Source organism: uncultured Albimonas sp. (assembly GCF_963977235.1).
Lineage (GTDB): Bacteria > Pseudomonadota > Alphaproteobacteria > Rhodobacterales > Rhodobacteraceae > Albimonas.
In genome coordinates, this window is sequence record NZ_CAXBOD010000006.1 from 60266 (window position 1) to 83385 (window position 23120).

A 23120-nucleotide genomic window follows, 5' to 3' on the forward strand; every position below is an offset into this window, starting at 1 on the left:
CTCCGCGCAGGGGCGCTCATGGCTGCGTCTCGGGCGCCGCGAACAGGATCTGCGGGGCGGCCATCAGCGCCTGCGCGGCCGCCGAAAGGTCGGCGCCCTCGGGGGCCGCGGCGCGAAACACGCCGCCCTCGGAGGGTCCGCCCAGCAGGGTCAGGCCCTCGGCGGCCAGCAGACGCTCGAGCTCGGGGGGGGCCAGGTCGGGGGCGGTCTGGAAGCGGATCGCGAGACCGGCCTCGGACCCGGTCGGGGAGGCGGGCGAGGTCAGGGTGCGATAGGCGTCGTCGGTCCCGGCCGTGGGCAGGGTCACCGCCACCGCCAGCGCCGCGGCGCAGGCCACGCCGGCAAGCGCGAGGCCCCTTCGCGAGGTCAGGCGCGAGAGGAGCTGCGCAAGGCGCCCCTGCGCGGGGCGCGCGGGGGCGCGGGCGCGCTCCTCGGACTCGATCCGGGCGCGCAGGGTTTCCCAGCTGCGCTCGCGGGCCTCGGTCATCTGCGCGTCGTCGAGCATGCAGACCCGGGCCGCGACGCCAAGCTGGCGATCGACCTCGGCCGCGCACGCCTCGCAGACCTCCAGGTGGCGCCGGACCCTTTCGGCCTCGGGCGCGGCAAGGGTTCCGTTCACGTGCCAGGGGATCAGCGCCCAGACTTCGTCGTGACGCGCCTGCGGTGTGCTTTCCGCTGTCTCAGCCAAGGGCCATCTCCATCGCATCGCCGTCGTCGTCCGCCAGCATCTGCCGCAGGCGACGCCGCGCCGTCATCATGCGCGTCTTCACGGTGCCGACCGGACACTCGAGGATCTCGGCGATCTCGGTATACAGGCACCCGTTGAAATATGTCAGTTCCACCACGGCGCGAAGCTCGGGCTTGAGCTGCCCCATCGCGCCGGCGAGGTCGGTCCTCAGGATCACCGCGGCGGCCTCGTCGGCGCCGCCGCCGATCAGCTCCTCGTCCAGCTCCACGTCGTTCCTGCGACGGCCGAGCTTCTGGCGCGCCTTCAGCGACATCCGGTAGGCGATGCCGAAGATCCAGGTCGAGACCTTGGAGCGGCCCTCGAACCGGTCGGCGGTGCGCCACACGGTCATCAGCGCGTCGTTGGCGATCTCCTCGGCCGCGTCCTGGCTGTCGGCGATCCGGGCGGCGAAGCGCATCACCCGCGGGAAGTAGCGCCGGTGAAAGATCTCGAACGCCGCCATGTCTCCGCCGGCGATGGCCGCCAGGAGCGCCTCGTCGGTCTGCTGCATCCCGCCTCCGGACGGGGTTCGAACAGGTTTCAATCCACGCATTCCACCACTCGCACTTGCACCACCCTGGATAGGTGCCGCGGGATCGGAAGAAGGTTCGGTTCGGCGCGGGCGGATCTTGTCGGACGTGGGGGACATGGGGACGGCCTCGCTGTCGGAACGGCGGCGGACGGCCCGGGGCGGCCATCGGCGAAGTCGGGCGCGGGCCGTTGGGTCGGCCGTGGCGGCGTGGGGCGCTGCGCGGAGGACCGACGGACCCGGAGCCTCCGGGCGGGCTCGGCGCCTCGACCCCGGGGGGGCGGCGCCTGGCCGTCGTCGCCCGCCCCGATCGGCCGAGCCGTCGGGGAGGTCGCTCATCCGCGCCGGAGTGCAGATCCGGCCCGACGTCAGGACTAGACCCTCACCGTGGCGCCGAGCGTTGTAGCCAGCGTTGTAGGCAGGGTGGTTTCTTTGCGTGCGAACGATTTCCTGCCGCGCGCAGAGGGGCGGTCGCGCACGGGATTCGTTCATGCCGGCGGCGCCCCGGGCGGGCGTGCGGGCGGCGCCCCGGGCGGGACGGGCCGACAGACGAGGCGGCGCGGCGCGGCGAACCTTCCGCGGGGCGGCGGGCACACATGCTCGACATTGCGCCGCCTCGCTGACCCGAGCGGCGGCGCGCCCACCCCCCTCCTGCGACGGGAGATCGAGATGCTCCACCAGTCTCTCGCGATGGTCGACGTGATGCTGGCGCTGTGGCGCTGCGGCGGGGCGGCGACGCTGGCGCCGCTGCTGGCGGCGATGCTCCGGCCCCGGCGGGAGGCGCCCCCGGCCGACGCCCGCGCCCGCCCCGCCCCCGCCAGTCCCGCCTTCGCCAGTCCCGCGCCCGGCTGTCCCGCCCCCGCCAGCGCGGGAGAGGCGACATGAAGCTGCTGCCCGGCGCGCTGATCGCGCTGTCGATCGCCACGGCCCCGGTGGTCTGGAGCCTGGCGCAGACCCGCTGGCCGGCGCCCGCGCCGGGGTTGTCGCCGGCCGCGGAGACCCGCCTCTCGGCGCTCGAGGTCGAGGCGCAGGGGCTGCGCCAGGCGCTGGAGCGGCTGCGCGGCGAGGTCGCGCGGCTGGACGCCGGCCGGGCGGCCGCCCCCGAGCCGCGCCGGGAGCTTGCCGAGGGCAACGACGCGGCCTCGGACTCGCTGATGGACGCGTTCGCGCAGGTGGTGCTGATCGCCGACCGCCGGGCGGCCAACGCGGGGCTGACGGTCGCCACGCCAGGCTTCCTCGAGGAGGTCATCGGCCTGCCCCGCCAGGACCTGACCGACGACTGCCAGGCCGCCACCAATCCGCGCCTGAAGGACCTGCTCGAGACTGCGGACGTGGGCCCGATCAAGGCCCGCCTGCTGCGCCCGGCGCTGGTTTCGCTGCGCCAGGTCTTCGCCAACGTCCAGGTGTTCGAGCCGGAGCTCTACCGACGCATCGCCTCGGCCGGATCGCTGTGCGTACGGCGGATCCGGGGGTCGCAGGACAGCGCCTCGGCCCACGCCTACGGGCTGGCGGTGGATCTCAACATCGACGGGGTCCTCGACGAGCTGGCCGACGGGCGCACCCAGCTGGGGCTGATCCTGCTGGCGGACTTCTTCCGCAAGGAGGGCTGGATCTGGGGCGCGGGCTTCGGGCGCGAGGACTCGATGCACTTCGAGGTCAGCCGCGAGAAGCTGGAGCAGTGGCGGCGCCTCGACCTGATCTGATCCCCCCGATTCCGGCAGCGCCGCCCCCGGCGCCGACAAGATCGAGGGTTGCGAGAGCGAGGACATCCTCGAAGGCCAGAAGGGCGGCGTCATCGTGGTCGGCGGCGAGGGCGGCGACGTGCCGATCGGCGGGACCGGCGACGACGAGATGACCGGCGCCGCCCGCGCGGCCACCCTCGGGCCGGACGACATTCGTTTGCGAGCGCGGCCCTGCCGGAGAGGGGCCTCTCGGACCCCTGCTCCGCTCCGGCTCCGTCCGCGGTTTCGCGGGCGGGGCCGGCTGGCGTTCAGCGGGTCAGCGCCCGGTCTTGGCGCGCCAGGCGGCGTAGGCCTCGAGCGGGGCGTCCGACGTGGGGGGGTAGAGGCCGATGATCTGCGCCCCGCCCAGCACCTGCTCGAGCACGAAGTCCTCGTAGCTCTCCATGCCCAGGCACTCGTCGGCCAGGTCTTCGGCGAGGTGGGCGGGGACCACGATCACCCCGTCCTTGTCGCCCACCATCACGTCGCCCGGGAACACCGGGGCGTCCCCGCAGGAGATGGGGACGTTGATGTCCAGCGCCTCGTGCAGGGTCAGGTTGGTGGGGGCCGAGGGGCGGGCGTGGTAGGCGGGCATGTCCAGCTTGCCGATGCCCTCGGCGTCGCGGAAGCCGCCGTCGGTGACCACGCCGGCCGCGCCCCGGATCGCCAGGCGGGTGATCAGGATCGAGCCGCCCGAGGCCGCGCGCGCGTCCTTGCGGCTGTCCATCACCAGGACGTGGCCCGGGGGGCAGGTCTCCATCGCCACGCGCTGGGGGTGGTCATGGTTCTTGAACACCGTGATGGCGTTGCGATCCTCGCGCGCGGGGATGTAGCGCAGGGTGAAGGCCTGGCCGACCATCACCTCGTCCTTCGGGGCCACGGGCAGCACACCCTGGATGAACTGGCCGCGCAGGCCCCGCTTGAACAGGGCGGTCGCGAGCGAGGCGGTGGAGACGCGCTTGAGCTTGGCGCGGGTCTCGTCGGAGAGCACGTAGTCGGTCATGTCGGCCTCTCAGTGGATTTCCGGCTCGGGCACGGGGGGGCCGAAGTCGGTCAGCAGATAGTCGAAGTCGCAGCCCTGGTCGGCCTGCAGGATGTGCTCGGAGAACATCCACCCCCAGCCGCGGCCGTAGCGCTTCTCGGGCGGGGTCCAGGCGGCGCGGCGGGCGGCGATCTCCTCGTCGGGCACCAGCATGTCGAGCCGCCGGGCGGGCACGTCGAGGCGCACCGTGTCTCCGGTCTTCAGCAGCGCGAGCGGGCCGCCGACGAAGGATTCCGGGGCTACGTGCAGGACGCAGGCGCCGAAACTGGTCCCCGACATCCGCGCGTCCGAGAGGCGGACCATGTCGCGATGGCCCTGCTTGAGCAGCGCCTTGGGCATCGGGATCATGCCCCACTCGGGCATCCCCGGCCCGCCCTTGGGGCCGGCGTTGCGCAGCACCAGCACCGCGTCGGGGGTGATCTCCCAGTCCTCGTCGTCGAGCCGCTCCTTCAGCTCGGGGTAGCTGTCGAAGACCCAGGCCGGGCCCTCATGGACCAGGAACTTCGGGGCGCAGGCGACCGGCTTGATCACCGCGCCCGAGGGGCAGAGGTTGCCCTTGAGGACGGCGAGCGAGCCTTCGTGGTAGATCGGGTTGTCCATCGGGCGGATCACGTCGTCGTTCCACACCCGCGCGCCGGCGATGTTCTCGCCCAGCGTGGCGCCGGTGACGGTCAGGCAGTCGGTGTGCAGGCGGTCGCGCATCCGCTCCATCAGGGCCGCAAGGCCGCCGGCGTAGAAGAAATCCTCCATCAGGTATTCCCTGCCCGCGGGACGAACGTTGGCGATGACCGGGGTGATCCGGCTTTTCGCGTCGAGGTCGTCGAGCGTCAGGGGCACGCCCGCGCGCCGCGCCATGGCGATGATGTGGACCACCGCGTTGGTCGAGCAGCCGGTGGCCATGGCGACCGTCACGGCGTTGTCGAACGCCTCCGCGGTCAGGATCCGGTCGGGGGTCAGATCCTCCCAGATCATGTCCACCACCCGCCGGCCGCACTCGGCCGACATGCGGATGTGGTTGGCGTCCGGCGCGGGGATGGACGACGCGCCGGGCAGGCACAGGCCGCAGGCCTCGGCGATGGCGGTCATGGTCGAGGCCGTGCCCATGGTCATGCAGTGGCCGTAGGAGCGCGCGATCCCCCGCTCCATCCCCTTCCAGTCCTCCTCGGTGATCGTGCCGGCGCGGCGTTCGTCCCAGTACTTGAACGCGTCCGAGCCCGAGCCCAGCGTCTTGCCCTGCCAGTTGCCGCGCAGCATCGGCCCGGCGGGGAGGTAGATGAACGGCAGCCCGGCCGAGATCGCGCCCATCACCAGGCCGGGCGTGGACTTGTCGCAGCCCCCCATCAGCACCACCCCGTCGACGGGGTGGGAGCGGATCAGCTCCTCGGCCTCCATCGCCAGCATGTTGCGGTAGAGCATGGTGGTCGGCTTCACGTAGTTCTCGGAGACCGAGATCGCGGGCAGCTCGATCGGCCAGCCGCCGGCCTGGTAGACGCCGCGCTTGACGTCCTCGACCCGCTGCTTGAAGTGCAGGTGGCAGGGGTTGATGTCCGACCAGGTGTTGAGGATTGCCACCACGGGCTTTCCCACCCAGTCCTCCTCGCCATAACCCATCTGCAGGGTGCGGGAGCGGTGGCCGAAGCCGCGGAAGTTGTCCGGGGCCATCCAGCGGGCGGAGCGGAGCTCCTCATAAGTCTTGCGGGTCATCGGTCAGCCCCTGAAAGCGAAGATCAGCCAGCACACGAAGGCGGTGAGGATCAGGCCGGCGAGCTCCGGCCAATATCCGAAATCGGGGGGGTCGTGGCGCTCCTCGGCCTCGAACCGGGCGGCCGAGAGGTCCTCGTCCTGGCGGGTGAGATCGTCGGTCATGGGTCCCTCACTCGAACGTCGACGGCAGCCACAGGGCGATGTCGGGGATGAACAGGACCAGGAACAGACCCACCGCCTGCAGCCCGATGAAGGGCAGCACCGCGCGGAAGATGGTCTGCAGCTGGATCTCGGGCGGGGCCACGGACTTGAGGAAGAAGCAGGCCGGGCCGAAGGGCGGCGAGAGGTAGTAGATCTGGATGTTCATCGCAAACAGCACTCCGAACCAGACCGGATCGTAGCCGAGCGCGATCACCACCGGGGCGAAGATCGGCACGGTGATGAAGATGATCGCGATCCACTCGAGGAACGTGCCCAGCAGCATCACGATCAGCATCATCACCACCACCACCATCACCGGCGGCAGGTCGAGCCCCGCCAGGATCCCGCGCAGGAACTCGCCCCCGCCGATGCGGTTGTAGATCCCGATCAGCGAGACCGCGCCCAGCACCAGCCAGATGATCGAGCCCACCGTCAGCACCGTCTGGCGCATCGCGTCGCGGGCCATGCGCAGGCGCAGCTCGCCCCGCGCCGCGGCCACCGCAAGCGCGCCCACCGCGCCGATGGCCGCGGCCTCGGTCACGGTGGCCACGCCCGAATAGATCACGCCGAGCACGGTCGCGATCAGCGCGCTGGGCAGGATCACGCCCTTGAGGTGGCGCATCCGGCGCCAGAACGGGAGGGCGGTTTCCGGGATGTCGTAGATCGGCGCGAGGGCGGGGTTCAGCCGCACCCGGATCAGGATGTAGGCGATATAGAGCGAGGCCAGCAGCAGCCCCGGCACGGCCGAGGCCATGAACAGCTTGGTGATCGAGACCTGGGCCGCCAGCCCGTAGACGATCAGCACCACCGAGGGCGGGATCAGCGTTGCCAGCGCCCCGGCCGCGCAGATGATCCCGATGGACAGCCGCTGGTCGTAGCCCAGCCGCAGCATCTGGGGCAGCGCGATCAGGCCCAGCATCACGATCTCGCCGCCCATGATCCCCGACATCGCGGCCAGCACCACGGCCACGATGCAGGTCTGCACCCCGACCGAGCCGCGGAACCGCCCGCCGGCGATGGCCATCGAGTTGAACAGCGACTGCGCGATGCCGGATCGCTCCAGCACGTTGGCCATGAACACGAAGAACGGGACGGCGATCAGCTCGTACTTGTGCAGCACTTCCGAGACGTTGGCCGCGACGATGAAGAAGCCGCCCCTGGTCCCGAACCACAGGATCGCGGTGGCGAGCGACACGGCCAGCGTGGTGATCCCCAGCGGCACGCCCAGCGCCATCAGCGCCAGCAGCGCCGCCACGATCATCAGCGTGACGAGTTCAATGCCCATCCGAGCGTCCCCCGTCCGAGTTCTGCGCCCAGCGGATCACGTTCGCGCTGAGCTGGATCAGGTAAAGGACGCAGCCCACCACCATCATCACCTTGAAATACGAGGGCTGGATCGAGTTCATCGCGGTGCCCGAATGCTCGGCCCGCGCCAGCGCCTTCATGGCGGGATGCCACAGCGCCACCGCGAGGAAGAACACCGCGCCGAGCGCCACGATCATCTGCATCAGGCGGAACATCCGCCACACCCGCTCGCCCACCAGCAGCTCGAGCATGGTGATCGAGATGTGGCGGCGGCGTTCGGTGACGTAGCCCACCGACAGGATCCAGGCGGTGGCGCACAACGTCATGGCAAGCTCGGTCGACCACAGGGTCGGGGCGTCGAAGCCGTAGCGCAGCGCCACCTCGGCGGCCGAGATGGCGATGCAGGCGAAAAGCAGCGTCGAACAGCTCAGGCCGATGAAGACGCTGAACCGGTCGACGGCCTGCGCGTATCGCGCGAGGAACGTTCGCATGGGACGGGTCCGGGAGTTCGGGGACGAAAGGGGCGCGCCGGCCGCCTGGGCCGAAAGGGGGAGGAGACGGCGGCGGCCGGCGCGCGGTCGGTCAGGCGCCGGCGACCCGCGGGCCCCCGGCGCCGGCCGATCACTTCAGCAGGCCGATCGACTTCATGTAGTCGAGATGCGCCTGCAGGACCTCGCCGGCGAGCTCGCTTTTCTCGGCGTAGGATTCCCACTCGGCCCGGGCGACCTCGCGCAGCTTGTCGCGGTCCTCCTGGGCCCAGTCGATGACCTCGATCCTGTCGCCCTGGCGGTCGCGCTCGGCGAGCTTCTCGTCCTCCTCGTGGACGACGCGGGTCAGGTCCTCCATCGCCATGTACCACCAGTCGCGAAGCGCCGTCTGGTCCTCGGGCGAGAGGGCGTCCCACTTGGATCTGGTCATGGTGAACTGCATCGCGGCCATCGAGTGGATGCCGGGATACAGCGGATAGGGCGCCACGTCGTTCAGCCCGGTCGCGTCGTTGTTGACGTAGGCCGAGGCGTCGGCGGCGTCGACGATCCCCTTCTCGAGCGCGCCGTAGACCTCCGAGAACGGGATCGACACGGGGCTCGCCCCGGCGGCGGCGAAGACGGCGGCGGCCAGACCCTCGGGCGAGCGGATCTTCATCCCCTGCAGGTCCTCGAAGGTGCGGATCGGGGTGCGGGCGGCCAGCGCCTCGCGGCTGTAGGGACCGCAGGCGATGACCTTGACCTCGCCGTCGGTCAGCTCGTCGGCGGCCTTCTGCATCATCTCCTCGCCCACGCCGTCCTTGCAGAAGCCGAGCATCTGCCGGGGCGTGTCGTAGCCCGAGATCAGGTCGCCGAGCAGCGCGAAGGCGGGCTCGCGCCCCGAGAAGTAGTTGACCGAGGTGAAGTCCCCGTCGAGCACGCCGTAGGCCACCGCCTCGGGCGTCTCCTTGGCGGGCACCACCGAGCCGTTGGGGGTGAAGGCGATCTCCACGCGGCCGTCGGTCATCTCGGCGATCTTCGGCAGCCAGGTCTCGGACAGGTGCTGGGTCGAGAAGTCGCCCGCATTGAACGAGGTCTGGATCGTGTAGGTCTCGGCCTGGGCGGCGCCGGCGAGACCTGCGGCGAGGGCGGCGGTGACGAAGGCGGCGGGGGCGAAGGCGGTGGAGGCGAAGGCGGTGGAGGCGAAGGCGGTGGGGGCGGCGCGGCCGAGCAGGCCGGCGAAACGGTCGAGCGTCATGAGGTTCCTCCCTGGGGGCGCTTTGCGGCCCATGTCTGATGCACTAATATATTAGTGCATCGCGATCAAGTCGGGATTAGTCTCGGCTCACCGCGCAAGGACCCGGAGCGAATGGCCAAAGCCTTGAACACTCTTGTGGACGACCGCCCTCTTCCGCGCGACGGCGAGGGACGGGGCGGCGGCGCGCGTCGGCTGCCGCGGCGGCCGACGGCCTCGCAGATGCTCTACGATTCGCTGCGCGACCGGGTGCTGTCGCTGGAGCTTGCCCCCGGCGCCCCCCTGTCGCGGGCCGAGATCGCCGAGACCTACGGGGTCAGCCAGACCCCGGTGCGCGACGCGCTGCAGCGGCTGGAGGCCGAGGGCCTGGTCGAGACCTTCCCCCAGTCGCGCACCCTGGTCGCCAAGATCGACCTCGCCCACGCGCGGGAGACGCAGTTCCTGCGCCTGGGGCTGGAGCTGGAGGTGGCGCGGGTGCTGGCGGCCGCCCCCGACCCCGCCGCCGCCGTCGCCCCCGCCCGCCGCATCCTCGAGCGGCAGGGCGCGGCGTTGGCGGCCGAGGATCTGGAGGGGTTCGCGGCGCTCGACGGCGCCTTCCACCGGGCGCTGTGCGAGGCCGCCGGCCACCCGGCGCTGTGGGACCTGATCGCCGAGCGCTCGGGCCACATCGACCGGCTGCGGGCGCTGAACCTGCCCGATCCGGGCAAGCCGCTCGACATCCTCTCGCGCCACCGGGAGATCCTGGAGGCGGTCGCGGCCGGCGACCGGGCCGAGGCCGAGGCCGCCGTGCGCCGCCACCTCTCGGGCACGCTGCAGGCCGCCGAGGCGATCCGGGCGCGCCGGCCGGACTGTTTCTGAGGGCGCGGGCGCGGCGCATTGACATGCGCCCTGCGGCGGCGAAACGCGCGGGCGCCCGACACGCAGGGCGCCCCGGGCCTGACCCGGGGCCTCCTGCGCGACGCCGCCACCCGGCGTCGGCGCGGGGATCGCGGCGCAGGGTCCGCCACGGGGCCGGCCGCAGCGCCTCCGGCCAGCGTCGCAGGAGGCCCCGGCTCAGGGCCGGGGCGCGCTTCTGGCAAGCGACGCGCCGATCCCCGACCGGGGGCCCGGGGCTGGCGTCCCGATGGTCAGCCGTTGGTCGGCGGGACCGGGCCCTTCTGGGCGGTGATGGGGCCGTAGTGGGCGGGCTCGCGGTGGGCGGCGAAGTTGAAGAAGGTCTCGCGGTAGATCCGGCAGAGGTCGAGGTCGCAGCGCGCGACCACCACCTCGTCCCCCAGCGTCGAGGCCATGGCGACGACCTCGCCCGAGGGCGCCACGATCATCGACTGGCCGATCATCGGCGAGCCCTCCTCGATCCCGCACTTGGCCGTCCCCACCACCCAGGTCGCGTTCTGGTAGGCGCCGGCCTGCATGGCGAGCTGGTTGTGGAAGTTCGAGAGCCCGTCGATCTCGGGATGCCCGGTGTGGTCGTTGGGGGTGTTGTAGCCCAGCAGCACCATCTCGACCGAGCGCAGGGCCATCACCCGGTAGGTCTCCGGCCAGCGGCGGTCGTTGCAGATGCACATGCCGAAATTGCCGCCCATCGTCTCCCAGACCGGAAAGCCGAGGTCGCCGGGCTGGAAGTAGCGTTTTTCGAGATGCTGGAAGGCGCGTTCGGGCCGGTGGTCGGCGTGGCCGGGGAGGTGGACCTTGCGATACTTGCCCACGATGGCCCCGCGGTCGTTCACCAGCACCGCCGTGTTGAAGCGCTTCAGGCCGGCGTCGGTCTGGGCGAGTTCGGCGTAGCCGAGGTAGAAGCCGATGCCGAGTTCGGCGGCGGTCTCGAAGAGGATGCGGGTCTCGGGGCCGGGCATCTCGCGCTCGAAGAAGACGTCGACCTCCTGGTCGGCCTCGAACCACCAGCGGGGGAAGAAGGTGGTGAGCGCCAGTTCGGGGAAGACCACCAGCTTGGCGCCGCGGGCGGCGGCCTCGCGCATCATCTCCAGCAGGCGGGCGACGCAGTCGGCGCGGGTCTCGCTCAGCGCGATGGGGCCCATCTGGGCGGCGGCGACCACGATGGGGCGGGCGCGGGGGTTGAGGGCGGCGGGCATCAGGCGGCTCCTTTGCGGGCGGCGTCTGTGGCGGCGGCGTCGAGCGCGCCGGAGGCGATGACCACGCCGTAGTCGGCGCGGGCCTGCTCGGCGCTCAACAGCCCGTCGAGCACGTCGTCCAGCACCGCCTGGGGGTCCCGCTCGAACGGGTTGCCGTAGCCGCCGCCGGCGGGGCCGGTGGCGACGAAGGTCTCTCCCTTCTTCGCCGCGCGATAGGGGACCTTGGAGGGCAGCGAGGACGCCCGGCCCTCGGGCGAGATGGAGGTCAGCGAGGCCGTGCCGCCCTGCCCGCCGCCCTGGAACCCCCAGGGACGGAACTCATGCCCCTCGCCCTCCACCGAGCCGCCCCCGTCGGCCAGGAACTCGAACCCGCGGATCGAGCCGAAGCCGCCGCGCCATTTGCCGGGGCCGGTCACGCCCTCGTTCAGCTCGTAGCGGGTGACGCGGAGCGGCAGGTGGCTCTCGATATCCTCGATGGGGTTGTTGCGGGTGTTGGCGTAGAGCGTGTCGACCGCGTCCATCCCGTCCATCCCGAAGCGCCCGCCATAGGCGCCCTCGAAGATCTCCATGTGCACCCAGTGCTCGCCCGAGGTCAGGCCCGAGAAGGCGATGACCTTGAGGTTGCCGATCCCGGCCGAGACCTGCTGGGGCGCGCATTGCGCCAGCGCCTTCATCACCGTGTCGGCGAGCCCGTTGCCCCCGGTGAAGCGCGCGATCACCGGCGCGGGGAAGGAGGGGTTCGCGAGGCAGCCCTTGGGCGCGAAGATGGTGATGGGGCGCGTCAGCCCCGAGTTCTGCGGGATGATCCCGTGCACCGCGCTGTCGAGCAGCACTGATCTCAGCGTCAGCCAGATCGCGATGTCGGTGGTGCCCACATAGGGCATGTTGATCGGCCGGTCGTCGCATTGCGGCGAGGTGCCGGTGAGGTCGACGTGGATCTCGTCGCCCTTGACCGTCAGCGTCACCGCCAGCGTGTAGTGGCGCCGCTCGGGGTCGTCGAGGAAGCCGTCGAGCTTCGTCTCAGCCTTGTAGACCCCGTCCGGCAGGGCCGCGATGGCCTGGCGCATCATCGCCTCGGAATGGTCCATCAGCGCGTCGACGGCGGCCTCGACCCGGTCCCGGCCGTGCTCGTCGATAAGGGCGCCGAAGCGCTCGGCCCCGATCTCGCAGGCGGCGATCTGGGCCTCCATGTCGCCGACGACCAGCTTCGGCGCGCGGACGTTGTCGCGCAGGATCTGCCAGACGGCGGCGTTGTCCACGCCCCGGTCGCGGACCTTGATGGCCTTGAACTGCAGGCCCTCGGCGTAGACGTCGATCGCCTCGACGATGCCGGCCGAGCCCGGGGTCTGCGCGCCGACATCCAGGTGATGAGCGGTGGTGGCGGCGAAGCCCACCAGCTGCTCGTCGCGGAACACCGGAACCAGGAAGGCGAAGTCCGGCCCGTGCGAGGCGCCCCCGTAGGGGTCGTTGTGCAGGATCACGTCGCCGGGGTTCACCCGGTCGCCGCGCGCCTCCAGCGTCTCCAGCACGTTCTGCACGTAGCCGGCGATGGGGCCCGACTGCAGGGGGGTGGACTGCATTGATTCCGCGATCTGGCGCCCTTGGGCGTCGGTCAGCGCGGCGCCGAAGTCCTCGGATTCGCGGATGATCGAGGAATAGGACATCCGCATCAGCTTGTAGCCCATCTCGACCGCTATGGACTGCAGCGCGCCCTGGATGACCGAGGCGGAGATCGGGTCGATGGTCGAGGCCCTGGAAGTCGTGGAGGAGGTCATTCCCGTCATCCCTTCTGCGCGACGCGGATCAGCAGGTTGCCCCCGGCGTCGGCGACGAGGCTGTCGCCGGGCCGGAGCATCGAGGTCGTGTCCTTCTGGGTGATCAGCGCCGGCCCCTCGATCACGGTGTCGAGCGGCAGGCGGTCCCGGCGGTAGACCGGGGTGGTCATCCGGGTCATGGCGCCGCCTGTGCGGAAGGCGATCTCGGCGTCATGGAGGTGGGCGGCCTCGAGGCTGCCGCCCGCGGGGGGCGCGGGTTTCTCCAGCACCGGCATGGCGCCGACGCCGCGGACGCGGACATTGACGATCTCGATGGGGGTGTCGTTGACGCGGCCGTATTCGCGGCGGTGCTGCGCGGTGAAGTCGGCGAAGATCGCCTGCATGGCCGGCGCGTCGAGGGCGGCGCCGGGGAAGGCGCAGCGCAGCTCATAGCCCTGGCCAACGTAGCGCAGGTCTCCGGCCCGCTCGAAGCGCATCTCGTCCGGCGCGAAGCCGTCGGCGGCGAGGCGGGAGGCGAGCTCCGCCTGCATCTCGGCCAGCAGCGCCTCCAGCGCACCCGCGTCGGCGTCGGCGGACGTGACGAAGGCGGTGCGCACGAGGTCGTATTTCATGTCCGTCGCGGTCAGGCCGACGGCCGAGGTGATCCCCGGCGCCGGGGGCACGATGACCTCCGGGATCCCGAGGATCGCAGCCACGTCCACCGCCTGCAGCGGCCCGCCGCCCCCGAAGGCCATCAGCGAAAACGCCCGCGGATCCAGCCCCTTCTGCACGGTGCGCGAGCGCACGGCGTTGGCCATGTTGGCGTTGACCACCGCGAGGATGCCGTCGGCGGTTTCTTCGAGGCTCATGCCGAGCTGTTCGGCCAGCTCTCCGACCACCCGGCGGGAGGCCTCCACGTCGAGGCTCATCGCCCCGCCCAGGAAGGCGCGCGGATCGAGCCGGCCCAGCGCCACGTTGGCGTCGGTGACGGTGGGCTGCGTTCCGCCCCGCCCGTAGGCCGCCGGCCCCGGCACGGCGCCGGCCGACCGCGGCCCCACCTTGAAGCCCCCCGCCGCGTCCACATGCGCGATCGAGCCGCCGCCCGCCCCGATGGTGTGGATGTCGATCATCGGCGCCAGCACCGGGAAGCCGGCGATGGAGGTGTCGCGGGCCGAGGCCTCGGCGAAGGCCCCCTCGCGCACGATGCCGATGTCGGCCGAGGTGCCGCCCACGTCGAAGGTGATCAGGTTGCTCCGCCCCGACAGCGCCCCCGCCCAGGCGCCCCCGATGATCCCCGCAGCCGGCCCCGACAGCAGCGTCAGCACCGGCAGCTCGGAGACCATGCGCGCGGTCGCGGCGCCGCCGTTCGAGCCCATGATGTGCAGGTCGGCCGCGAAGCCGGCCTCGGAGAGGCGGCTCTCCAGCCGGCTCACGTAGTCGCGCACCTTGGGGCCGATGAAGGCGTTCATGGCGGTGGTGGTGAAGCGCTCGAACTCGCGGAACTGGGGGGAGACGGTCGAGGAGGTGGTGACGAAGACGCCGGGCGCCTCGGCCTCGACGATGGCCTTGGCGCGGGCCTCGTGGGAGGGGTCGAGGTAGGAGAACAGGAAGCAGATGGCGATGGCCTCGACGCCGGCCTCCGCCAGCTCCCGGGCGGCGGTCGCCACGGCGGCCTCGTCGAGCGGCGCGAGCTCCACGCCCGGGGGCGCGATGCGCCCGCCCACGGTCTTGCGATGGCGGCGTTTCACCAGGGGGCGGTCCTGCCAGGGGATCTCCTGGCGGATCGAGTAATGCTGCGGCCGCTGGTGGCGGCCGATGTGGAGCACGTCGCGGAACCCCTCGTTGGTGATCAGGCCGGTGACGGCGCCGTCATGCTCCAGCACCGCGTTGGTCGCGGTGGTGGTGCCGTGCAGGACGTGGTCGACGGCGGCCGGAGAAACCCCGGCCAGCTCGCAAAGCTCGCTGACCCCGGTCAGCACCCCTTCGGAGGGGTCGTGGGGGGTGGTGGGGACCTTGTGGACCGTGCTCTCCCCGCTCTCGGTCTCCACGAGCACGAGGTCGGTGAAGGTGCCGCCCACGTCGACGCCGATCAGTTTCATCGCGGATATCCTTCGAAAATCACTGCCCGGCGGGGCGGTTGTGGCCACGGATCGGGAACACCGGCGGCATCGCCGCGTCGGCGCTGCGCCCGGCCCAGTCGCGGGTGTGCACGAGGTCCATCGAGCGCTTCTGCGCCGCCTCGACCCGCACCATGGCGTCCTCGTAGTCGATGAAGACCGCGCGGCCGTCCTCGACCACCTTGCGCCCGTCCACGTAGACGTCCCTGATCGGCCGCTCCCCGCCCGAGAAGATCAGCGCGCGCACCGGATCGCGCAGGGGGCGCAGCGAGGCGTGGGTGATGTCGACCAGCACCAGGTCGGCCTTGGCGCCCGGCTCGATCTTGCCGATGTCGTCGCGCCGCAGGGCCTTGGCGCCGCCGACGGTGGCGGCGTGGAACAGCGCCTCGGCGGTCGGTTTGGCGGCGTTGCCCGAGATGGTGCGGGCCACGTAGATCGCGGTCTTCAGCTCCTCGACCATGTTCTGGGGGTGGGTGTCGGTGCCGATGGTCATGTTCACCCCCCGCTCCTGATAGGCCGAGAAGTGCTGGAGCGAGATCCCCCGTCGCACGAACACCGTGGGACAATGGGCGACCGAGGCGCCCGCGTCCGCGATCAGCCCCAGGTCGTCGGAAGACGTCGTCCACCCCACCTGCGGATGGCTGTCGAGGAAGATCCCGTGGCCGATCAGCGTGCGCTCGTTGAGGATGCCGATGTCCTCCATCCAGCGGATCGGGGTGACGCCGTGGCGGCGGATCATCTCGTTGAACTCGATCACGCCCTGGGCGGCGTGGATGGTGAAGGGGAGGTCCCGGGCCTCCGCCTCCTGCATCGCTTCGCGCAGCAGGCCCTCGAAACAGGTGTCGATCTGGCTCGGCGAGACGACGCCGGAGACGCGGCCGGAGGGGTGCTTCGCCGCCTCGTCGAGGCAGGCCATGGCGGCCTTCATCGACTCCTCGCCCCGTGCCTCGTCCAGCTCGTAGTAGACCGAGTGGCCGTTGGCGGTCTTCCACGGCCCGTTGCGGAACATGGGCGCGGCGAAGGCGCGGATGCCGGTGGCGGCCAGCCCGTCCAGCCAGCCCTCATGCGCAAACGAGATGTCGCAAAGGGAGGTCACGCCCGACTGCAGCAGCTCGGCCAGCGCCACCTGGGTGGAGGCGCGCATCCCCTCCTCGTCGATCTCGAACAGCGTCAGGAACTCGTAGAGCGAGCTCATGTAGAATTTTGGGGAATAGACCTCCTCGGTCAGGCCCTTGAGCATCGTCTCGAAGCTGGGGTGGGAGTGGACGTCGACGAAGCCCGGCATCACCATCCGCTCGCGCCCGTCGATCTCGGCGTCGGCCGGCCCGGTCCAGGGTCCGTCGGCCGAGAGGATCCGGTCCCCCTGGAAGACCACGTCGACGCCGCGGGCGTATTCGTGCCGGCCCGCCTCGGCGTTCCAGACGACCGCCCAGGCGGCGTTGCGGATCACGGTGATCGGGGTGTCGGGGATCGGGGCCTCGGGGGCGGTCGGGTCGGTCATGCGGGGCTCCGGGTGGGGGACGGTCAGGACAGCTCGAGGCCGACGTAGCGGGCGAAGGCCTCGATATGGTCGTGGAAGGCCTCGGCGAAGCGGCCGGCGGCGGGGTCGTCGCCGGCGGCCACGGCCTCGCCGATGCGGATGTGGAAGTCGGTGATCTCGGCCGGGTCGAAGCGGTCGGTGCGCTGGTGATGCGCGAGCCAGAAGCGGCGCGAGATGGCGTAGAGCGGCACGATCCCGTTCAGGAACGGGTTGGCCGCGCAGTCCAGCAGCAGGTCGATGAAGGCCCGGTCGTGGCGCAGGACGGGGACATGGTCGGCCTGGCCGCGCATCCGGCGGAACTCGCCGGCCATGGCGGTCAGGCGCTCGGCCTGCGCGGGGGTCCGACGGCGGGCGGCGGCGCGGACCATGGCGACTTCGAGGGCGCGGCGCGCCTCCAGCACGCGAAGCTGGGTGTGCACGTCGATCTCGCAGACCACCATGCCGCGGCGGGGGCGGTTCACCAGGATCCGATCGGCGGCGAGCCTCTGCAGCGCCTCGCGCACCGGGGTGCGCCCGATCCCCAGCCGCTGCACCAGCGCGGGCTCCGAGACGCGGGCGCCCGGCGCCAGCTCCATGGTCACGATCAGGTCCTCGATGGCGCGATAGGCCCGGTCGGCGAGGCTCTCGTCCGCAGCCAGCGGGCGCGGCGCCGGCGGCCGCGGGCGGGCGGCCTTGCCGGGGGCGGCGTCCATCTCGGGCGTCTTCGCGGTCACCTCGCCGCCCCCGGGCGCGAGGGGCGGAGCGCGGGGCGCCGAGGGGCGGGGGCGTGGCGCAAGAGGCGCGTCCTTTCGGGACGAATCGTCGGATCGAAGGTCGGTGAGACGAGGCTACGGACGCCCTCGATGCACCGCAACAAAATATACGATTCCCGGATTTTCGCCTACGGCCGCCAGGCGCCCGCTCCGGGCCCCTCCTCGCCGCCGCCCCCCTGCCCCGGCTGCGCGCATTCCCCGCGCCCGGGCCGCCCCCGCCCTGTGCTAGGGCGTGCCCGCGACAGCGGGAGAGGCGAGATGGCCGAACTGACGATCAAGGGCCTGGGCAAGCGGTTCGACGACGGCTCGCGCGCCCTCGCGGGGCTCGACGCGACCATCCGCGACGGCGAGTTCTTCGTGGTCCTCGGCCCCTCGGGCTGCGGAAAGTCCACGCTGCTGCGCCTGATCGCGGGGCTCGAGACGGCAACCGAGGGGAGCATCGCCTGCGACGGAACCCCCTGGTCCGGCCCCGGCGTGCACCTGCGGGCCGAGGATCGCCGCGTCGGCTTCGTCTTCCAGTCCTACGCGCTGTGGCCCCACATGACGGTCGCCGAGAACGTGGCCTTCCCCGCCGAGGCCGCCGGCCTCAAGCGCCCCGAGCGCGAGGCGCTGGCCGCCCGCTGCCTCGAGACCGTGGGCCTGACGCCCCATGCCGCCCGCCGCCCCGCCGAGCTCTCGGGCGGGCAGCGCCAGCGGGTGGCGCTGGCCCGCGCGCTCGCCTCGGACGCGCGGCTGGTGCTGATGGACGAGCCGCTGGCCAACCTCGACCCCCACCTGCGGGCTGCGATGGAGGAGGAGTTCCTGCGCGTGCACCGGGTGGGCGGCGCCACGACCCTCTACATCACCCACGACCAGCGCGAGGCGATGGGGCTCGCGGACCGGATCGCGGTGATGATGGACGGCCGCTTCGCGCAGGTGGCGGCGCCCGACGACCTTTACTGGCGGCCCGCGAGCGTCGCCGTCGCCCGCTTCGTGGGCCGCGGCGCCCTGCTGCCCGCGACCCGCCGCGGCGGCCTCGCCCGCCTCGAGGGCCTGGGCGAGGTTCCGTTGCGCGAAGGCGCCCCTGACGGCCGCCCGGTCCCCGAAGGCCCCTGCGGTCTGTTCGTGCGCCCCGAGGAGGTCTCGCTGGGCGCCCCCGGCCCCGGCTTCGCCCCCGCCCGCGTCCTGCGCGCCACCTACCGCGGCGGCCTGCGCGAACTGACGCTGGAGACGCCCGAGGGTCTGACCCTTGAGGCCATCGCCACCGGCCCCGTGGCGGCCGGCGAGACGCTGGGCGTGGCGCTGCGCTCGGGCTGGGCCCTGCCCGCGCCGGAGCTGGCGGCCCTCGCCCCCGCCGCCCGCGACCGGGTCGAGGCCTGAGGACCGGCGTTCAGTCCCGCCCCGCGCTCAATCCCGCCAGGGGATCGCGCCCGCCGGCAGCCGGCGCCCCAGGCGCGTCAGCGCGATCATCAGCCCCGCGGTCGCCGCCACCGTCACCGTGGACATCGCCGCGGCGAGCGAGGTGTAGCCCCCGTCCTCGTAGTTGAAGATCGCCGTGCCGATGGTCTCCGACCCCCGCGACCACAACAGGGCCGAGACGGTGACCTCGTTGTAGGCGGTCATGAACACCAGGATCGCCCCCGAGGCCGCCGAGGGCAGCACCGCGGGCAGGAAGATCCGCCGCAGCCGCAGACCCAGGCTCGCGCCGGCCACCCGGGCGGCGTCGTCGAGACTGGGGTCGAGCTGCGCATAGGCCGCCGCCACCGGCTTCAGCGCCACGGTCAGGAAGCGGACCAGGTAGGCGAAGAAGATCACCGCCACCGAGCCGTAGAGGCTGACCCCGATCCACGGCAGCGGCGCCACGAACACCAGGATCAGCGCGATCGACAGCACCAGCCCCGGCAGCGCATAGGCCACGTCCGCCATCCCCGAAGCCAGCGCCGGCAGCGGCCCCGCCCCTCGGCTGCGCGAGACATGGCCGAAGACCACAGCGAACAGCCCCAACGCCAGCGCCGCGCCCCCCGCCGCGAGGAAGGAGTTCGCAAAGGCCCGCCCCGTGGCGGCCTGGCGGAACAGCACCTCCTCGAAATTCTCCAGCGTCACGGTCTGGGGCGACAGCGTCACGCCATAGGCTCCCACCAGCGCCGTCGAGACCAGCGAGGCCAGCGGCAGCGCCAGCGTCGCCAGCACCACCAGCGCCAGCCCCGCCTCGGCGACCGGCCGCGCCGGACCCAGCGCGAAGGCCAGCGGACGCGAGGGCGGGCCGATGGCCTGCGCCCCCGCCCGCCGCTCCAGCGCCCGCTGGGCCAGCGCCGCGGCGAGGGCGACCAGCGCCATCACGCTCGACAGCACCGCCACCTCGCCCAGCACGCCCGGACCGAAGCTCGACAGACGCTCGTAGATCAGCACCGGCAGGGTGGTGTAGCCGGCGGGGATGCCCAGCAGCGCCGGAATGCCGAAGTTGCCCAGGGCCGAGACGAAGGCCAGCATGAAGGCCGCCGCCAGATGGGGCGCCAGCATCGGGGCGAGGATCCGGCGGAACAGCCGCCCCGGCCGGGCGCCGGCGATGCGCGCGGCCTCCAGCGCCTCGCGCGGGAGGGCGCGCAGGCCCGCGCGCACCAGCAGCATCGCCAGCGGCGCATGCTGGATCGCCAGCAGCAGCACGATGCCCGAGGGCGAATAGAGCGGATGCGTCGAGCCCAGCGGCGGCGCGATCCCCAGCGTGCGCAGCAGCACGCTCGAGGGGCCCAGCGACTGGATCCAGGCGATCGCCGTCACATGCGGCGGGATCATCATCGGCGCCAGGATCAGGAACACGAACGCCGTCTTGAAGCGGACGTTGGTCAGCCCCAGCAGCAGCGCATAGAGCGTGCCCAGCCCCAGCGCCAGCAGGGCCGAGAGCAGCGAGGTCTCCAGGCTCCGGCGCAGCGCGCGCAGCACCGTCTCGTCGCCCAGCGCCTGCGCCAGCGGCGCCAGCGAGGCGCCCTGGTCGCCCGAAAGCCCCGCCGCCATCAGCCGCAGGAACGGCCCGCCGACGATCGCGAGCACCAGCGCCGAAAGGGCGGCGGCCCCCAGGCCGCCGCCCCCGATGTCGCGAAGACGCGGCCGCGTCATCAACCGCCGAAGATCTCGGTGAACGTCGCCTTGTTGGCCTCATCCTCGGCCAGCGCCGTGGCGGGGTCGAAGTCCATCAGCTTGATCGTCTCGCGCGCGGGAAACCCCTCGGGCGCGGGGACCGAGGCGTCGGCGGGCAGGTAGCCCATCTGCGCCGCCAGCTCCTGGCCCTGGGCGGACAGCAGGAAGTCGATGAAGGCGCGCGCCGCGTCGGGGTTCTTCGCGGTCGAAAGGATCGCGGCCGGCTCGGTCACCGCCGAGACGCCCTGGGGCGGGAACACGAAGGCCACCGGGGCGCCCTTGCGCGCCTCGCGGATCGGCAGGAAGTCGACGACGATCCCGCACAGCTTCTCGCCGCCGGCCACCGCCTTGAACACGCCCCCGTTGCCGCCCTGCGCCACCGCGCCGGTCTCGGCGAGCCTGCGGTAATAGTCCCAGCCCAGCTCGGGGTTGGCCGTCAGCGCGGCCATGTGGATGGTCGCCGCCCCCGAGGTCAGCGGCGAGGGCATCGCCACCTTGCCCGCGCAGGGCCCCTCGACGAGGTCGCCCCAGGTCTCGGGCCTTGCCTCCGAGGCGGTGTTGTAGACGATCCCCGAGGTGATCAGCTTGGTCGAGAACCAGGTCTTCTCGGCGTCATACAGCCCCGGCGCCAGGCCCGAGACGTCGGCCCCCTCGTAGGCCATCAGGCGGCCCTCGGCCTTCAGCCCCTCCATGGTCATGGAATCGGCGATGAACAGCACGTCGGGCTGGGGGTTGCCCGCCTCGATCTCGGCGCGCAGGCGGGCCATGATCTTGGTGGTGCCGTCGCGGACCCAGTCGACCTCGATCTGCGGATGAGCGGCCATGAAGGCGTCGATCGTGGCCTGCGCATCCTCGTTGGGCTGCGAGGTGTAGACGACCAGGGACTCGGCCTGCGCGGCGAGGGGGGCGGCGAGGGGGGCGGCCGCCAGCGCGGCGATGGCGATCAGGTGGCGTCTCATGGAGGCTCCGGTGTCGGGATTCGTCAGGAACCCGCTTGGTATCGCGATCTTGTTGCAGTCGTGTGTCGGTTCGGCGCCAAACCCGCGCCCCGCCCGCCGACGCGCGTCCCCGACGGGGTCGGCGGGCGGGCGCCTCGCGGGCGCAGCCCGCGACAGAGCCGTCCCGCCGCCCCCGGATAGGCCCCCCGTCCGCCACCTCCCCGAACCCCGCCTCACGCCAGATCGTTGTAGCGATAGGGAACCGGATCGTCGGCGAACCCGCGAGAGCGGTGCTCGTCCTCGAGATGGGCGACCAGCCGCTCGGCCATCGCCCAGGTCGCGGCCTCGGCCCGGGTTTCGGGGCGCGCGAGACTCTCGTCGATCTCCGCCATCACCGCCTCGCGGTCGATCCCGGTCACGCGGCCATCCTGCACCACCACGCGCCCGCCCACCAGCACCGTCTCGACCGCCGCGCGAGAGCCGCGGTGCAGCACCGCCTCGGCGATCGGCGTGCGCGGGCTGATCCGGGGCCGCCCGATCCGCGCGAGGTCCAACAGCGCCACGTCGGCCGCGTAGCCCGGCTCCAGCCGGCCCGCGATCCCGCCGAACCCGGCCGAGACCGCGCCATGCTCGCTCGCCATCTGCAGGACCGCGGCCGCGTCCGGGCGCGCGCCGAACATCCCGGCGCCGCGGTGCAGCGCCCAGACCAGCTTCATCTCCACGTTCATGTCCCGGTCGTCGACCAGGTTCGACTGGTCGATGCCCAGCGCCACCCGCGCCCCGCGCGCCCGCAGCGCGTTCACCGGCGCGATCCCCGAGCCCAGCCGCAGTCCCGAGGAGGCGTTGTGGCAGATCGTGCAGCCGCAGCCCGCCACGATGTCGAGCTCGGCCTCGCTCATCCAGTTGCCATGGCCCAGGGTCACGTTCGCCCCCAAGAGGCCCAGCGCATGCAGATGCTCGACCGCGCCGCGGCCCAGACGCTCGCGCGCGAAGTCGCGCTGGCGGCGGGTTTCGAGCAGGTGCATGTGCACCGGCGCGCCGGCCTCGGCGGCCGTGCCGAAGATCTCCTCCAGCGCCCCGTCGCTCAGCCAGTGCAGGTTCGCCGGCGCCAGCGCCGCGCGCACGTGATCGGGCCGCGCGCCCTCGCGCCGCGCCTTGAGCCGGCGGAAGAAGTCCATCTGCGCGGAGACCGGCACGCGCGAGGCCGCGAGCCCCGCGCCCGCCCAGGCCGCCAGGTCGCCCGGCATCCGCCCCAGCACCTCGGCGTCGGGCGAATAGGCCAGCACGTTGCGGTCGCGGATCATCCAGGAGAACGCCGCCCGCATCCCGATCTCCTCATAGGCGTCGAGCACGGCGTCGGCGGTCTCGTCCCAGACCTCGCGATCCGCGGGCAGGCTCGAGAAGATGTGGTGCACGCAGGTGGTCCCGCTCTCGAGCATCTCGATGGCCGAGAACAGGGTGTCGAGCCGCAGCGGCAGCTGGCGCATGGCCCGGAAGCGGGGCAGCCACAGCTCCAGCGGCGCGAAGGGCACGCCGGCCATCAGCGGCGTCAGGCCGAAATGGTGGTGGCCGTTGGTCAGGCCCGGCATCGCCACCATGCCGGGGCCGCCGACCCGCGGCAGGTGTTCGCGCCCGCGCAGGATCTCGGCGCGCGGTCCGATCTCGGCCACGCGGCCCGCCTCGACGCGGATCGCGGCGCCCTCGTCGACGATCATCGCGCCCGCCGCGTCGAGGCCGCGCAGGACGTGGCCCGCCTCCACGATCAGGTCGGGGCCGGGGTTGGGGGTGGAGCCGGGGTTGGGGTCGGGCGCGGGCGGGACGGCGGGCATGGCGGCTTCCTGGATCGAGGCGCGGCGGACGCGAACGG

At 72.3% G+C, this 23120-nt stretch carries 20 protein-coding genes; 4 read left to right on the plus strand and 16 right to left on the minus strand.

Translation table 11 applies throughout. From position 1 onward, the window contains the following. Window positions 1–16: 16 nt before the first annotated feature. Both AAC134_RS06100 and AAC134_RS06105 read right to left on the minus strand, forming a co-directional pair. A complete protein-coding gene (locus AAC134_RS06100; RefSeq protein ID WP_339948175.1) occupies window positions 17–688 on the minus strand; it encodes a zf-HC2 domain-containing protein in 672 nt (223 codons plus the stop codon). Further along, window positions 681–1238 carry a sigma-70 family RNA polymerase sigma factor gene (locus tag AAC134_RS06105; protein WP_339948176.1) on the minus strand — a complete coding sequence of 186 codons (558 nt, stop codon included), beginning with the start codon at window positions 1236–1238 and terminating at the stop codon, window positions 681–683. Before AAC134_RS06105 ends, AAC134_RS06100 begins: the two co-directional genes overlap by 8 nt. 687 nt (window positions 1239–1925) lie before the next feature. Between AAC134_RS06105 and AAC134_RS06110 the strand changes: the two genes are divergently transcribed. Next, a complete protein-coding gene (locus AAC134_RS06110; RefSeq protein WP_339948177.1) occupies window positions 1926–2141 on the plus strand; it encodes a hypothetical protein in 216 nt (71 codons plus the stop codon). Further along, window positions 2138–2959 (plus strand): M15 family metallopeptidase, encoded by an 822-nt coding sequence (locus AAC134_RS06115; RefSeq protein WP_339948178.1) that lies wholly within the window; start codon window positions 2138–2140, stop codon window positions 2957–2959. The genes AAC134_RS06110 and AAC134_RS06115 overlap by 4 nt, the downstream gene beginning before the upstream one ends. A 295-nt stretch (window positions 2960–3254) precedes the next feature. Here AAC134_RS06115 and AAC134_RS06120 read toward each other — a convergent pair whose 3' ends face one another. The 6 genes from AAC134_RS06120 to dctP all read right to left on the minus strand — a co-directional run bounded on the left by AAC134_RS06120 (window position 3255) and on the right by dctP (window position 8951). Further along, complete coding sequence (locus AAC134_RS06120; protein ID WP_339948179.1) at window positions 3255–3980, minus strand: ribonuclease activity regulator RraA; 726 nt, start codon at window positions 3978–3980, stop codon at window positions 3255–3257. Window positions 3981–3989: 9 nt separating this feature from the next. Next, complete coding sequence (araD, locus tag AAC134_RS06125; RefSeq protein ID WP_339948180.1) at window positions 3990–5723, minus strand: L-arabinonate dehydratase; 1734 nt, start codon at window positions 5721–5723, stop codon at window positions 3990–3992. A 3-nt stretch (window positions 5724–5726) separates the two neighbouring features. Then, the gene (locus AAC134_RS06130) at window positions 5727–5885 is read right to left on the minus strand and encodes a hypothetical protein (RefSeq protein WP_339948181.1); all 159 of its coding nucleotides are present in this window, start codon (window positions 5883–5885) and stop codon (window positions 5727–5729) included. A 7-nt stretch (window positions 5886–5892) separates the two neighbouring features. Then, the gene (locus AAC134_RS06135; protein WP_339948182.1) at window positions 5893–7209 is read right to left on the minus strand and encodes a TRAP transporter large permease subunit; all 1317 of its coding nucleotides are present in this window, start codon (window positions 7207–7209) and stop codon (window positions 5893–5895) included. Beyond that, a complete protein-coding gene (locus tag AAC134_RS06140; RefSeq protein ID WP_339948183.1) occupies window positions 7199–7720 on the minus strand; it encodes a TRAP transporter small permease in 522 nt (173 codons plus the stop codon). Before AAC134_RS06140 ends, AAC134_RS06135 begins: the two co-directional genes overlap by 11 nt. A gap of 130 nt (window positions 7721–7850) precedes the next feature. Beyond that, window positions 7851–8951 (minus strand): TRAP transporter substrate-binding protein DctP, encoded by a 1101-nt coding sequence (gene dctP / locus AAC134_RS06145; protein WP_339948184.1) that lies wholly within the window; start codon window positions 8949–8951, stop codon window positions 7851–7853. A 219-nt stretch (window positions 8952–9170) separates the two neighbouring features. On the opposite strand from dctP, the gene AAC134_RS06150 reads away from it, so the two are divergent. After that, window positions 9171–9806 (plus strand): GntR family transcriptional regulator, encoded by a 636-nt coding sequence (locus AAC134_RS06150; RefSeq protein ID WP_339948185.1) that lies wholly within the window; start codon window positions 9171–9173, stop codon window positions 9804–9806. Between the two features lie 269 nt (window positions 9807–10075). Here AAC134_RS06150 and AAC134_RS06155 read toward each other — a convergent pair whose 3' ends face one another. From AAC134_RS06155 to AAC134_RS06175, 5 genes are read right to left on the minus strand one after another with little or no spacing between them, the layout of a single operon-like run. Then, entirely contained in the window at window positions 10076–11038 is a 963-nt protein-coding gene (locus AAC134_RS06155; RefSeq protein ID WP_339948186.1) for an N-carbamoyl-D-amino-acid hydrolase, read from the minus strand. Continuing rightward, complete coding sequence (locus tag AAC134_RS06160; protein WP_339948187.1) at window positions 11038–12813, minus strand: hydantoinase B/oxoprolinase family protein; 1776 nt, start codon at window positions 12811–12813, stop codon at window positions 11038–11040. Before AAC134_RS06160 ends, AAC134_RS06155 begins: the two co-directional genes overlap by 1 nt. Before the next feature lie 5 nt (window positions 12814–12818). Then, complete coding sequence (locus AAC134_RS06165) at window positions 12819–14891, minus strand: hydantoinase/oxoprolinase family protein (RefSeq protein WP_339948188.1); 2073 nt, start codon at window positions 14889–14891, stop codon at window positions 12819–12821. Between the two features lie 19 nt (window positions 14892–14910). Beyond that, window positions 14911–16410 (minus strand): amidohydrolase family protein, encoded by a 1500-nt coding sequence (locus AAC134_RS06170; RefSeq protein ID WP_339948189.1) that lies wholly within the window; start codon window positions 16408–16410, stop codon window positions 14911–14913. Between the two features lie 23 nt (window positions 16411–16433). Beyond that, window positions 16434–17162: a GntR family transcriptional regulator gene (locus tag AAC134_RS06175; protein WP_339948190.1), complete on the minus strand. Its 729-nt coding sequence runs from the start codon at window positions 17160–17162 to the stop codon at window positions 16434–16436. A gap of 297 nt (window positions 17163–17459) precedes the next feature. On the opposite strand from AAC134_RS06175, the gene AAC134_RS06180 reads away from it, so the two are divergent. Continuing rightward, window positions 17460–18560: an ABC transporter ATP-binding protein gene (locus AAC134_RS06180; protein WP_339948191.1), complete on the plus strand. Its 1101-nt coding sequence runs from the start codon at window positions 17460–17462 to the stop codon at window positions 18558–18560. A 27-nt stretch (window positions 18561–18587) separates the two neighbouring features. On the opposite strand, the gene AAC134_RS06185 is transcribed toward AAC134_RS06180, so the two are convergent. The 3 genes from AAC134_RS06185 to AAC134_RS06195 all read right to left on the minus strand — a co-directional run bounded on the left by AAC134_RS06185 (window position 18588) and on the right by AAC134_RS06195 (window position 23082). Further along, window positions 18588–20294: an iron ABC transporter permease gene (locus AAC134_RS06185; protein WP_339948192.1), complete on the minus strand. Its 1707-nt coding sequence runs from the start codon at window positions 20292–20294 to the stop codon at window positions 18588–18590. Beyond that, a complete protein-coding gene (locus AAC134_RS06190; protein WP_339948193.1) occupies window positions 20294–21274 on the minus strand; it encodes an ABC transporter substrate-binding protein in 981 nt (326 codons plus the stop codon). The genes AAC134_RS06185 and AAC134_RS06190 overlap by 1 nt, the downstream gene beginning before the upstream one ends. Before the next feature lie 212 nt (window positions 21275–21486). Beyond that, on the minus strand, window positions 21487–23082 hold the full coding sequence (locus AAC134_RS06195; protein WP_339948194.1) for an amidohydrolase family protein: 1596 nt from the start codon (window positions 23080–23082) through the stop codon (window positions 21487–21489). Window positions 23083–23120: the final 38 nt, after the last annotated feature.